Below are 12,747 nucleotides of genomic sequence, written 5' to 3'. Positions count from 1 at the left end.
CGCACGGGCACTCGCTATAATCACGAACCGGACGTCATTTTACCGACGCCACTCCCTTTTGCCCAAGGCCGCCGCGCATTGTCGCGCGGCCGGGCGCGATCTGGTCTCTTTCGCTGTTTCATTCTCCTCGATTCCGATGTCCCACTCCGATTCCGCCGCGTTCATTGCCGGCTATCCGCTGAAGGCGCACAACACCTTTGGTTTCGATGTCCGCGCGCAGTTTGCATGCCGCATCGAGCGCGACGCGCAATTGATGGCCGCGGTGCGCGATGCCCGCGCGACGGGGCTGCCGCGGCTTGTGCTGGGCGGCGGCAGCAACGTCGTGCTGACCGGCGACTTCCCCGGCCTGGTGCTGCTGGTGGCATTGCGGGGCCGCCGCGTCGTGCGCGAGGACGATGACGCATGGTACGTTGAGGCGGCCGGCGGCGAACCGTGGCACGAGTTCGTCGCATGGACTTTGTCGCAGGGATTGCCGGGGCTGGAGAATCTCGCTCTGATTCCGGGCACGGTCGGCGCGGCGCCGATTCAGAATATCGGCGCCTATGGATTGGAAATGTGCGAGCGGTTCGCCTCGCTGCGGGCCGTGGAGCTGGCAACGGGCGACGTCGTCGAATTCGATGCCGAGGCCTGTGGGTTCGGCTATCGCGACAGCTTCTTCAAGCGGGAAGGGCGTGACCGGTTCGTGATCACGTCGGTGACGTTCCGCTTGCCGAAGGTCTGGCAGCCGCGCGCCGGTTACGCGGATCTGGCGCGTGAGTTGGCCGCGGGCTCTGATCATGCCAATGGCGGTGACAGGCCGCCGACCGCGCGGGCCATCTTCGATGCGGTGGTGGCGGTGCGGCGCGCGAAGCTGCCCGATCCGCTGGAACTCGGCAACGCCGGGAGTTTCTTCAAGAATCCGGTGGTCGACGCGGCGCAGTTCGACGCGTTGAAGAGCCGGGAGCCGGATGTCGTGTCCTATCTTCAGGCGGATGGGCGGGTGAAGCTCGCGGCGGGCTGGTTGATCGACCGATGCGGCTGGAAAGGCCGTGCGATGGGCGCGGCGGCCGTGCATGAGCGGCAGGCGCTGGTGCTCGTGAATCGTGGCGGCGCGAGCGGCGCGGAGGTGTTGGCGCTTGCCGATGCGATTCAGCGGGACGTGCTGGAGCGATTCGGTGTGGAGTTGGAAGCGGAGCCGGTTTGTTTGTGACGCGACGGGCGCGGGTGGCGGCCGACTGAGTTTGAGGCGCCGAAGTCTTGCTGCCAGCGCTCTCAGAAGTGCTTCAACGGTGCGCTGGGCGCGTTGTGACTGGTTAGGCGGAACGCTGAAATGAAAAAAGCGCCGGGAGTTCTCTCCCGGCGCTTTTTTTTATCGTCTGCGTTTGGATCGGGCCGCGCCTTCAGCGCTTGACTTCGCTCGCGCGAAATTAGCCTTCACCGAAACGCCCACCCTCAGTCACGCTGACGGCGCGCATTTTCCGCAATCCGCATACGCAGTGCATTCAGCTTGATGAAGCCGCCGGCGTCCGCTTGGTTGTATGCGCCGCCGTCGTCGTCAAACGTGGCGATGGTCTTGTCGAACAGCGTTTCCTTCGAATCGCGCGCGACCACCGAGACGCTGCCCTTGTACAGCTTCACACGCACCCAGCCGTTCACCTTTTCCTGCGTGTGGTCGATCAGCACCTGGAGCGCGCGGCGCTCCGGGCTCCACCAGTAGCCGTTATAAATCAGCGATGCGTAGCGGGCCATCAGGTCGTCTTTCAGGTGAGCGACTTCACGGTCGAGCGTGATCGACTCGATGCCGCGGTGCGCTTTCAGCATGATCGTGCCGCCCGGCGTTTCATAGCAGCCGCGCGATTTCATGCCGACGTAACGGTTTTCCACCAGATCCAGACGGCCGATGCCGTGCTTGCCGCCCAGGCGGTTCAGTTCGGTCAGCATTTCCGCGGCCGACAGACGTTTGCCGTTGATCGCGACCGGGTCGCCGTGCTCGTACTCGATGTCGAGGTATTCGGCCTCGTCCGGCGCCTGTTCCGGCGACACGGTCCAGCGCCACATATCGGCTTCGGCTTCCGCCTTCGGGTCTTCCAGGTGACGGCCTTCGAACGAGATGTGCAGCAGGTTCGCATCCATCGAATACGGCGCGCCGCCTTGCTTGTGCTTCATTTCGATCGGAATGCCGGCTTTTTCCGCGTACGCGAGGAGCTTTTCGCGCGACAACAGGTCCCATTCACGCCACGGTGCGATGACCTTGATCCCTGGTTCCAGCGCGTAGTAACCGAGTTCGAAGCGAACCTGGTCGTTACCCTTGCCAGTGGCGCCGTGCGACACCGCCTGCGCGCCGGTGGCGCGGGCGATTTCGATCTGACGCTTGGCGATCAGCGGACGTGCGATCGACGTGCCCAGCAGGTACTCGCCTTCATAGATCGTGTTGGCGCGGAACATCGGGAACACGAAGTCGCGCACGAATTCTTCGCGCAGGTCTTCGATGAAAATGTTTTCCTGCTTGATGCCGAGCTGCAGGGCCTTCTTGCGCGCCGGCTCCAGCTCTTCGCCCTGGCCGATGTCGGCCGTGAACGTGACGACTTCGGCGTCGTAATTGTCCTGCAACCACTTCAGGATGACGGAGGTGTCGAGGCCGCCCGAATAGGCGAGCACGACTTTCTTGATATCGCTCATGGTGAACTCGTAGCTGGAAAAAGCGGGAAAACAAGGCGCGCCGGCGGTTCCGGAGCGCGGAAAACCACTATTTTGACACTAAACCGCCGGACGCCCGCGTTTTTGGAGCAGTGCGCTGATGCAGCCGGGTCGCGTTACAACCGTGGACGCCGGCCCGATGCGCAGCGCCGACGTGGACGCCTTGCCTCGTAGTCAAGGCCCCGTCGCGCTTTACGCAGATTTCACGCGGGTGCTGCAGGGAGTGAAAAAGCTCGCTCAGTGATTCAGCTTGCCGAGCAGCAGATATTCCAGCAATGCCTTTTGCACGTGCAGGCGATTTTCCGCCTCGTCCCACACGACACTTTGCGGGCCGTCGATCACTTCCGCGCTGACTTCCTCGCCGCGGTGGGCGGGCAGGCAGTGCATGAAGAGCGCGTCCGGGTTGGCGCGCGCCATCATTTCGGCGTCGACGCACCAGTCCGCGAAGGCTTTCTTGCGTGCTTCGTTTTCGGCTTCGAAGCCCATGCTGGTCCAGACATCGGTGGTGACGAGATCGGCGCCCGCGCAGGCTTCGTTCGGGTCGTCGAATTCTTCGTAGAACGGCGCGCTTTCGGCGGCGACCATCGCGCGGTCGAGCTTGTAGCCCGGCGGCGTGGATAGCCGCAGCTTGAAGCCGAGAATCTGCGCGGCTTCGATCCACGTGTACAGCATGTTGTTGGCGTCGCCGACCCACGCAACCGTCTTGCCGCGAATCGGGCCGCGATGCTCGAAGTACGTGAAGATGTCGGCCAGCACCTGGCAGGGGTGGTATTCGTTGGTCAAGCCGTTGATCACCGGCACGCGGGAATTTTCCGCAAAGCGCTGGATGATGTCCTGGCCGAACGTGCGGATCATGATGATGTCGACCATGCGCGAAATCACTTGCGCAGCGTCTTCGATCGGCTCGCCGCGGCCGAGCTGCGTGTCGCGCGTGCTCATGAAGACGGCGTGACCGCCCAGTTGGAAGATGCCGGCTTCGAACGACAGGCGGGTGCGTGTCGAATTTTTTTCGAAGATCATGGCCAGCGTGCGATCGTGCAGCGGGTGGTAGGTCTCGTAGTTCTTGAATTTGCGTTTCAGAATGCGCGCGCGTTCCAGCACGTACTCGTAGTCTTCCAGCGAGAAATCCTTGAACTGCAGGTAGTGGCGAATTTTCTTGGCGGTCATGAAACAAATACGGCGGACTCACCCGGCAGGATTGCCGGACGGCGCCGCCGTCGTTTGTGGTAACCCAATGCAGCATAAAGGATTTCGCCCCGTTTGACGAGTCGGCCAAAGGGCCAAGAAAGCTGTCTGAAAGCGTCGCACCTCTGTCGGACGAGGCTTGTGTGCGCTGCGGAAAAAGGTCCGCTGCGCTATAATTTGGCGGTTCTCCCAAAGCCCGGCAGGTCGGAATCCGGCCTGCGGGACACGGCTCGCGCGGTTCGGAAAGCCTGCTCGCGGTGCGCCGTCATGACAAGCGACGAGGCTGCCCCGGCGGCCCGTGGCGGTTTCTGGTGGCGCGGCTCGCCATCGCGGCGTACAGCCGCGAATTCAGGCATTCGAAGCCGGCGCGTGCCGTCGGCTTTGCCGTCATCACGCTGGGCAGTTACACAGGTATTCCTACATGGCCGAAGCAGCTCCAACCGAATTTTTCATTCAGGGCATTACGTCGACCGGAAAGCGATTCCGGCCGAGCGACTGGTCGGAGCGGCTCGCCGGTGTAATGGCATGTTTTGGGCCGGGAGCGAAGAAGGGGCCGAACGCCTATATGCAGTACTCGCTGTACGTGCGGCCGACCATGATCGGCGATCTCAAATGCGTGATTCTCGATTCGCGCCTGCGCGACATCGAACCGATGGCCTTCGATTTCGTGCTCAACTTCGCAAAAGACAACGACCTCGTCGTGACCGAGGCGTGTGAGTTGCAACTCGAGCACGCTGCTGTGCCGCAAGCCAAAAGGCATGCTATATAACGCAGGCCGCGCCGGATCTGCAAAAGCAAAAAAACCCGCATTAGCGGGGTTTTTTGTGCGTGATGCCGGGGCGGCAGGCCGGTCCGTCAATCACGAGCGCGCCGCGCTAAACCGTTGCGGCACTGTGCGAATCGGTCTGTTTCAAGCAAAAAAGCCCGCCGAGGCGGGCCTTTCTGTGCAGCGGAAACAGGAGGTAGCCCACCGAAGCGGGCTGACCGGAATTACTGCGCTGCGGACGCTTGCAGGCCCTTGATGGCTGCAGCGAGACGGCTCTTATGGCGAGCAGCCTTGTTCTTGTGAACGATGTTCTTGTCGGCGATGATGTCGATGGTCTTCGACGATGCCTGGAAGATTTCAGCGGCCTTGGCCTTGTCGCCGGCGTCGATCGCCTTGCGAACAGCCTTGATAGCCGTGCGGAACTTCGAGCGCAGTGCCGAGTTGTGCGAGTTTGCCTTGGCGGCCTGGCGGGCGCGCTTGCGTGCTTGTGCGGAGTTAGCCATGACGGTTCCTTATCCTGTTCCTGTTTCCAGTACCTGACCTTCAAGTGGTGAGGTGCTGCTTTTAGATCCGAACTCTTGGAAGCGATTGCCCAAGAGCGCAAAAAGTGTCGAAAAAATCGATCGAACTACGCGAAGGCGGGCCTGTATTTCCGGCGATTCGAGGACGTAGCCAGGCGGCGCGGAGCCGGCCTAGCCGTTGTCCCGGAGCGCGTCCGAAAACTGAGCGAGCTTCGAAACCAGAGATTATAGCAACAAAATCAGGCACGTGGCAACGGGAACGCGTGAGCGCGCCGCGTGGGCCTGTCGCGGGAAGGCTCGCGTCCTTCGGCGGGCATGGGGTGGCGAAAGTGGCGCGGCCGGGGCGACGCGAGTCCGGAACGCGCCTTCCGGCGCACGTTTCGTGACGCACGGCACGGCCCGACGCGCCGCAAAAAAATGCGCCGATCAGCCGATCGGATCGAACGTCTGCGTAGCAAATCGGTCCGAATCGCGTTCCGGCTCGTCGTCCGCACTTGCGGCACCCGTATAATAAGCGCCCCATGAATCTAATCCGAGCCCTGCTGACGGTCAGCGGCTTCACGCTGCTGTCGCGCGTGACCGGACTGGCCCGCGAAACGCTGATCGCTCGCGCGTTCGGCGCCAGTCAATACACTGACGCGTTCTACGTCGCCTTCCGTATCCCCAATCTGCTGCGCCGCATTTCCGCCGAAGGCGCGTTCTCGCAGGCCTTCGTGCCGATTCTCGCCGAGTTCAAGAACCAGCAGGGCCACGACGCCACCAAAGCGCTCGTCGACGCCACCTCGACCGTGCTCGCATGGGCGCTGGCGGTGCTGTCGCTGATCGGCGTGGCGGGCGCGTCGGGCGTGGTGTACGTCGTCGCTTCGGGCCTCGCGCACGAGGGCCAGGCGTACGCGCTCGCGGTCACGATGACGCGCATCATGTTTCCGTACATCATTTTCATCTCGCTGACCTCGCTGGCGTCGAGCGTACTGAATACGTACAAGAACTTCTCGCTGCCCGCATTCGCGCCGGTGTTGCTGAACGTGGCATTCATCGTCGCGGCGGTGTTCGTCGCGCCGCGTCTGCAAACGCCGGTCTATGCGCTCGCGTGGGCGGTGATCGCCGGCGGCATCCTGCAGTTCATCGTACAACTGCCGGGGCTGAAAAAGATCGACATGGTGCCGCGCATCAGCCTCAATCCGTTGCGCGCGCTCGCGCATCGCGGCGTGAAGCGGGTGCTGTCGAAGATGGTGCCGGCGATGTTCGCCGTGTCGGTCGCGCAGATCAGCCTCATCATCAATACGAATATCGCGTCGCGCATTGGGCCGGGCGCGGTGTCGTGGATCAACTACGCCGATCGGCTGATGGAATTTCCGACCGCGCTGCTCGGCGTCGCGCTGGGCACGATCCTGCTGCCGAGCCTCTCGAAGGCGCACGTCGATGCCGACGCCCATGAATATTCGTCGCTGCTCGACTGGGGTTTGCGCGTTACGTTCCTGCTGGCCGCGCCGAGCGCGGTCGCGCTGTTCTTCTTCGCGCAGCCGCTGACCGCCGTCCTGTTCAACTACGGCAAGTTCGACGGCCACTCGGTCGTGATGGTGAGCCGCGCGCTGGCCGCCTATGGCGTCGGCCTGATCGGTCTGATCCTGATCAAGATTCTCGCGCCCGGCTTCTACGCGAAGCAGGACATCAAGACGCCGGTCAAGATCGGCGTCGGCGTGCTGATCGCCACGCAGTTGAGCAACTACGTGTTCGTGCCGCTTTTCTCGCATGCAGGCCTTACGCTGAGCGTCGGGCTCGGCGCTTGCGTCAATGCGTTGCTGCTGTTTGTCGGTCTGCGCAAGCGCGGCATTTATATGCCCTCAGGTGGCTGGCTCAAATTTTTCGTACAGTTGTTCGGCGCCTGTCTGGTGCTGGCCGGCACGATGCGCTGGCTGGCGATCAACTTCGACTGGATCGCCATGCATGACCGGCCGGTCGACCGGATGGTGCTGTTGGGCGCGTGCCTCGTGCTGTTCGCCGCGCTATATTTCGGTATGCTTTGGCTGATGGGCTTCAAGTACGCGTATTTCAAAAGGCGAGTGAAGTGATCACGATGACGCGGGTTCTCGACTATTTCAGCACGCTCGTCGCCGAAGACGACAGTCTCCCACTGACCGAGGCGGCGCTCTCCCTCGCGCAGGACGCTTACCCCGATCTCGATCTGCAAGCCACGCTGGCCGAGATCGACGAACTGGTGGTGCGCCTGCAGCGCCGCATGCCGGCCGACGCCGACATCAAACAAAAGCTCGGCATTCTGAACCGGTTCTTCTTCCGGGAGCTCGGCTTTGCCGCCAACCTCAACGATTATTACGATCCCGACAACAGCTATCTGAACGCGGTGCTCAAGCGCCGCCGCGGCATTCCGATTTCGCTCGCGGTGCTGTATCTGGAGATGGCCGAGCAGATCGGCATCCCGGCGCGCGGCGTGGCCTTTCCGGGGCACTTCCTGCTGCGCGTGACGACGCCCGATGGCGAACAGATGCTCGATCCGACCACCGGCCAGTCGCTGACCGAAACGCAGATGGTCGAGATGCTCGAGCCGTATGTGGCGTCGGCGGGCGAGTCGGTGAGCCGGGCGCTGCGCATGCTGCTGCAGCCGGCGACGCGCCGCGAGATCATCGCGCGGATGCTGCGCAATCTGAAGTCCACCTACCTTCAAACTGAGCGCTGGCAGCGCCTGTTGGCGGTGCAGCAGCGTCTCGTGATCCTGCTGCCGGACAACATCGAAGAGGTGCGCGATCGCGGCTTCGCGTACGCGCGGCTCGATTACCTGCGCCCCGCGCTCGAAGACCTCGAAAGCTATCTGGGCGACCGGCCGGATGCTGAGGACGCGACGGTGGTCGAGTCCCAGTTGCATGAGTTACGCCAACGTACCCAGCACGACGATCGCGAATAGCGCCCGGGGCTTTCCTGTGCGCCGCTTTAAAACAGAACGCCTGCACATGATTCATGTGCAGGCGTTTTTTTCGGGCATGCCGCATCAGGCGGCAGGTGGGCGCATCGTTACTTCGGCTGCATGCGGATGGCGCCGTCCAGACGAATCACTTCGCCGTTGAGCATTGGATTGTCGAAGATCTGTTTGGCCAGCATCGCGTATTCGGCCGGCTTGCCGAGGCGCGGCGGGAACGGGACCATCGCGCCGAGCGCGTCCTGCACTTCCTGCGGCATGCCAAGCAGCATTGGCGTTTCGAAGATGCCCGGTGCGATCGTCATCACGCGGATCGCGTTGCGCGACAGGTCGCGTGCGATCGGCAACGTCATGCTGACCACGCCGCCTTTCGACGCCGCATAGGCCGCCTGGCCGATCTGGCCGTCGTACGCGGCCACGGATGCGGTGTTGATGATGACGCCGCGTTCGCCACTCGCATTCGGCTCGTTCTTCGACATTGCCGCGGCGGCGAGGCGGATCATGTTGAAGGTGCCGATCAGATTGATCGAGATGGTGCGCGCGAACGAGTCGAGCGGATGCGGGCCGTCCTTGCCGACCGTTTTGACGGCCGGTGCTACGCCCGCGCAGTTGACGAGACCGCGCAGCGTGCCGAGCTTCGTCGCGGCTTCGACGGCCTGGATCGCGTCGTCTTCGCGGCTCACGTCGCATTTGACGAACACGCCGCCGAGTTCCTTGGCGAGCGCCTCGCCGGCATCCTGATTCAGGTCGGCGAGCACCACCTTGCCGCCGTTCTCGACGAGCAGGCGCGCGGTGGCGGCGCCCAGGCCCGATGCACCGCCGGTGATCAGGAACGCATTGTCACGAATCTCCATGTCTACTCCTTTGCTACGGTTGTCCAGTCGTCTCTCGATCGAATATTTTTTCGATGATCGATTGTAGCGGCTATGGTGCAACGCGGAAAGCGCGGCGCAAGCAGGCAAACCGCTATGGATGTCTAACTAATCTGGATGGGTGTGATCAGCAGGGAATGGAAGGGGCGGCCCGCCCGAGCCGTTGGCCCAATTAAAAACCCGCCGGCAGGGGCGGGTTTTTCGTCAAAACAGAAGCGATCGGCAGCGAGCTTACTTCAACGCGTCGAATACGCGAGTACGAATCTCATCGACGCTGCCGAGGCCAGAAATGCGGCGGTACTGCGGCGCCTTCAATGCGGTCGATGCATCGCCGTTCTTCGCCCAGCTGTTGTAGTACTCGATCAGCGGCTTGGTCTGCGCCTCGTACACCTCCAGACGCTTCTTGACCGTTTCTTCCTTGTCGTCGTCGCGCTGGATCAGCGGTTCGCCGGTCACGTCGTCCACGCCTTCGACTTTCGGCGGATTGAACTTGACGTGATACGTACGGCCGGAAGCGGCGTGCGAGCGGCGGCCGCTCATACGCACGATGATCTCGTCGAACGGCACGTCGATTTCCAGCACGTAGTCGATCGCGACGCCGGCCTGCTTCATCGCTTCCGCTTGCGGAATGGTGCGCGGGAAACCGTCGAACAGATAGCCGTTCGCGCAGTCCGGCTGTTGCAGACGTTCCTTCACCAGGTTGATGATGAGTTCGTCCGTGACCAGCTCGCCGGCATCCATGAAGCGCTTGGCTTCGAGGCCCAGCGGCGTGCCTGCCTTGACGGCCGCGCGCAGCATGTCACCGGTGGAAATTTGCGGAATGCCGAATTTTTCCTTGATGAAGTTCGCCTGAGTGCCCTTGCCCGCACCGGGTGCACCCAAAAGGATCAAACGCATGTGATATCTCCAGATCTATGTGAATTCTTCGATTGCCGCTGCAGCCATCCCACGATTCGTCGAAGGACCCGCATCGGCTGCCGTTGCAGGTCTCGCGCTGCACGTCGAAACACGACGGCGCTGCAAGAGGGCAACGGTGCGACCGGGCAAACCCTGAGTTTCGCTGCTTTCGCTGGGGATGGGAGGCGCGTATAAGCGTCCGATTATGCCATGGGTTTTTGTGCTCAAGACCCGAATAAAGCCTGTACGCGCGCGAGATCCGCGGGTGTATCGACGCCGGGCAGCGGCACGTCCGGCGTGACGAGCACCGCGATGCGCTCGCCATGCCACATCGCGCGAAGCTGTTCGAGCGCTTCAACCTGTTCGATTGGCGAGATCGCAAGACTCGGGTACGTGCGCAGGAATTGCGCGCGATACGCATACAGCCCGATATGCCGGTGAACCACCGCGGGCGCAGGCGGGACGGGCATCGACGCGACCTTGGGCCAGTGCGGCTGATACGCGTCGCGGGCCCACGGAATCGGCGCGCGCGAGAAGTACAGCGCGACGCCGTGCGCGTCGAGCACGACCTTGACGACGTTCGGATTGAAGATTTCAGCGGGGTCGGTGATCGGATGCGCGGCGGTGGCGATCGCACAACCGCTGTTCGCCGCGAGGTGCGACGCGACGCCGCACACCAACGCTGGGTCGATCAGCGGTTCATCGCCTTGCACGTTGACGACGATCGTGTCGTCGCTCCAGCCGAAGTGCGTCGCGACTTCCGCGAGACGGTCGGTGCCCGACGGATGGTCGGCGCGCGTCAACACGGCTTCGAAGCCGTGATCACGTGCCGCGTCGAGCACGGCCTGCGCGTCGGACGCGACCAGCACCTGCTGCGCGCCCGACTCGCGCGCGCGTTCGGCGACCCGCACCACCATCGGCTTGCCGCCGATATCGGCGAGTGGCTTGTTGGGCAGACGCGTCGAAGCGAGCCGGGCCGGTACGACGGCAATGAACGGGGCAGTGGCGGTGTGGGCTTGGGTCATCGGGAAGGCGAGCGGCAAGACTAGCAGCGATAAAGCGGGAGGAAGCGCCCGCGCAGGCAGCGCGTGCGCAAACGGGAAAGACGGCCCCGGGCGTGCCGACGCGTGGCCGCCCCGTGCAGGCAAACCTGAACTCAGGCGACTGAGCCCGGATTCAGATCGACCGGCGTGCCTTCCACGGTCTGCCGCGCTTCGTCGACGAGCATCACGGGAATGCCGTCGCGGATCGGGTACGCGAGCTTGTCGGCGTTGCAGATCAGCTCCTGCGCGCCACGGTCGTAGCTGAGCGGGCCCTTGCAGATCGGGCAGACGAGAATTTCAAGCAGGCGAGCGTCCACGAACTTTCTCCACAACTAATGCAATGAGGCGATGATCGAGCGCGGCTTCGACCGGGACAACCCAGATGCGCGCATCGTGCCAGGACCCTAATTTTACCGCATCCTTTTCGGTTATCAGGATCGCATCGGCGTCGACGTCCGTAAAAGGATTGCGTTCGAACGCGTAGTGATCGGGCAGCGCGCGCGTGGTGGGCGCGAGACCGGCGGCGCGCAGCGTCGCGAAAAAACGCTCCGGCGCGCCGATGCCGGCCGCAGCCAGCACGCGCTCGCCGCTGAATTGCGCTAGCGGACGGCGCAGTGCGGGGTTCTCCAGATGCCACGCGTCGACGGGGGCGAGTTGCAGCGCGAACGTGTTCGGCCAGGGCGGAAGTGTGCGCGCGTAGGGGTCGTTGACGAGCGTTGCATCGCGGCGGCGCGACAACGGCTCGCGCAGCGGGCCGGCCGGCAGCAGGAAGCCGTTGCCGCCGAGCCGGTGGTCGAATACGACCAGCTCGGCGTCGCGTGCGAGGCGGTAATGTTGCAGGCCGTCGTCGCTTACGATCACGTCGACGTCGCCATGTGCGGCGCGCAACGCCTGCGCGGCGGCCACCCGGTCCGGACAGACCCACACCGGCGCGCCGGTGCGGCGCGCGATCAGCAACGGCTCGTCGCCGCCGACCGCTGCCGCCGATGCGGGCGTGACCGGCGTCGGCGTCCGGACGCGCGCACCGTACCCGCGCGACACCACGCCGGGACTGAAGCCCGCGGCGCGTAAGGCTTCGACCAGCGCGATCACGGTCGGCGTCTTGCCGGTACCGCCGACGGTCACGTTGCCGACCACCACCACCGGCACGCCGACGCGCACGGATTTCAACCAGCCCAGCGAGAAGGCGGCGCGCCGTGCGCCGGCAATCGCGCCGAACAGGCACGCGAGCGGTGTCAGCGCCCACGCGAAAGGGCCGCGCTGTTGCCACTCGCGGGCGAAACGGGCTTCGAGACGATCGCCGAGTTCGCTCATGGACGAGTCGCGCGGACGAGCAGTGCGCCGTTCGCCGGGTGGGGGCGGCGCGGCGGCGTGGAGGTGCCAGCCGCAATACGCGGGATCTGCATCAACGCGGTTCTCCGGACAGTCGAAAGAGGCGAAAAATGAAGCAGCGGCACTGTCCGCCGCACTCGCGCGGTGGCCACATCGGCGTCCTTTGCGCGGCGTTCGGCATGCCGCCGAACCCACCACTCTAGCGCGTGCGCGCCCCGCCCGGCAAGTCGCGCGGCGCATGTGCGGCGGTGAGTTGCGGCTGAGCGCGCTCTCCACGGCCTGTGGATAACTTTGTGGAGAACCTGCCGTCGAACCGCCGGCAAGGGCCGTCGTGAGCCGCGCGCATCGGAGAGTGTCGCTGTTACCCAGTTATAAACGCCATATAAATCAACGGTATGCCTGAAATCCATGCGCGCCGGTGGGAGATCTGGCGGGATCTGTCTGGCAACTCCCGCCATGTGGACACTTTTAACAGTTCAGCGCCTACGCTGGACGCCGATAGCCAGTCGGTCTATTGTCTGTC

At 63.6% G+C, this 12,747-nt stretch carries 12 protein-coding genes; 4 read left to right on the top strand and 8 right to left on the bottom strand.

All coding sequences use genetic code 11. The annotated features are described in order from the left end of the window. The first annotated feature begins 136 nt into the window (after positions 1-136). Positions 137-1,189: a UDP-N-acetylmuramate dehydrogenase gene (murB, locus tag B0G69_RS02800; RefSeq protein ID WP_121319050.1), complete on the top strand. Its 1,053-nt coding sequence runs from the start codon at positions 137-139 to the stop codon at positions 1,187-1,189. A 242-nt stretch (positions 1,190-1,431) separates the two neighbouring features. Here the strand turns inward: murB and B0G69_RS02795 are convergent, their stop codons facing one another. Continuing rightward, on the bottom strand, positions 1,432-2,658 hold the full coding sequence (locus B0G69_RS02795; protein WP_121315553.1) for an argininosuccinate synthase: 1,227 nt from the start codon (positions 2,656-2,658) through the stop codon (positions 1,432-1,434). Positions 2,659-2,913: 255 nt separating this feature from the next. Further along, entirely contained in the window at positions 2,914-3,843 is a 930-nt protein-coding gene (gene argF, locus B0G69_RS02790; RefSeq protein WP_121315552.1) for an ornithine carbamoyltransferase, read from the bottom strand. A gap of 439 nt (positions 3,844-4,282) precedes the next feature. Here argF and B0G69_RS02785 point away from each other — a divergent pair, with 439 nt between their 5' ends. Then, positions 4,283-4,630 carry a DUF3579 domain-containing protein gene (locus B0G69_RS02785; RefSeq protein WP_121315551.1) on the top strand — a complete coding sequence of 116 codons (348 nt, stop codon included), beginning with the start codon at positions 4,283-4,285 and terminating at the stop codon, positions 4,628-4,630. A gap of 221 nt (positions 4,631-4,851) precedes the next feature. On the opposite strand, the gene rpsT is transcribed toward B0G69_RS02785, so the two are convergent. Next, positions 4,852-5,130, bottom strand: coding sequence for a 30S ribosomal protein S20 (gene rpsT / locus B0G69_RS02780; protein WP_012434165.1), 279 nt, complete (start codon positions 5,128-5,130; stop codon positions 4,852-4,854). Between the two features lie 539 nt (positions 5,131-5,669). On the opposite strand from rpsT, the gene murJ reads away from it, so the two are divergent. Beyond that, positions 5,670-7,220, top strand: a complete 1,551-nt coding sequence (murJ, locus tag B0G69_RS02775; protein ID WP_121315550.1) for a murein biosynthesis integral membrane protein MurJ — start codon at positions 5,670-5,672, stop codon at positions 7,218-7,220. Positions 7,221-7,225: 5 nt separating this feature from the next. Then, complete coding sequence (locus B0G69_RS02770; RefSeq protein ID WP_121319048.1) at positions 7,226-8,068, top strand: SirB1 family protein; 843 nt, start codon at positions 7,226-7,228, stop codon at positions 8,066-8,068. A 107-nt stretch (positions 8,069-8,175) separates the two neighbouring features. On the opposite strand, the gene B0G69_RS02765 is transcribed toward B0G69_RS02770, so the two are convergent. The 5 genes from B0G69_RS02765 to lpxK form a co-directional block, all read right to left on the bottom strand. After that, the gene (locus B0G69_RS02765) at positions 8,176-8,934 is read right to left on the bottom strand and encodes a 3-hydroxyacyl-CoA dehydrogenase (RefSeq protein ID WP_121315549.1); all 759 of its coding nucleotides are present in this window, start codon (positions 8,932-8,934) and stop codon (positions 8,176-8,178) included. Between the two features lie 249 nt (positions 8,935-9,183). Continuing rightward, positions 9,184-9,849 (bottom strand): adenylate kinase, encoded by a 666-nt coding sequence (adk, locus tag B0G69_RS02760; protein WP_121315548.1) that lies wholly within the window; start codon positions 9,847-9,849, stop codon positions 9,184-9,186. 224 nt (positions 9,850-10,073) lie between these two features. Beyond that, positions 10,074-10,874 (bottom strand): 3-deoxy-manno-octulosonate cytidylyltransferase, encoded by an 801-nt coding sequence (gene kdsB, locus B0G69_RS02755; RefSeq protein ID WP_121319046.1) that lies wholly within the window; start codon positions 10,872-10,874, stop codon positions 10,074-10,076. 131 nt (positions 10,875-11,005) lie between these two features. Continuing rightward, complete coding sequence (locus B0G69_RS02750; RefSeq protein ID WP_121315547.1) at positions 11,006-11,209, bottom strand: Trm112 family protein; 204 nt, start codon at positions 11,207-11,209, stop codon at positions 11,006-11,008. After that, a complete protein-coding gene (gene lpxK / locus B0G69_RS02745; protein ID WP_121315546.1) occupies positions 11,190-12,206 on the bottom strand; it encodes a tetraacyldisaccharide 4'-kinase in 1,017 nt (338 codons plus the stop codon). Before lpxK ends, B0G69_RS02750 begins: the two co-directional genes overlap by 20 nt. Positions 12,207-12,747 lie beyond the last annotated feature (541 nt).

The sequence above is a fragment of the Paraburkholderia sp. RAU2J genome (genome assembly GCF_003634845.1).
GTDB classification, from domain to species: Bacteria; Pseudomonadota; Gammaproteobacteria; order Burkholderiales; family Burkholderiaceae; genus Paraburkholderia; species Paraburkholderia fynbosensis.
Note: the sequence above shows the minus strand (reverse complement) of the source record. Positions and strands in the feature narration are given on the sequence as shown.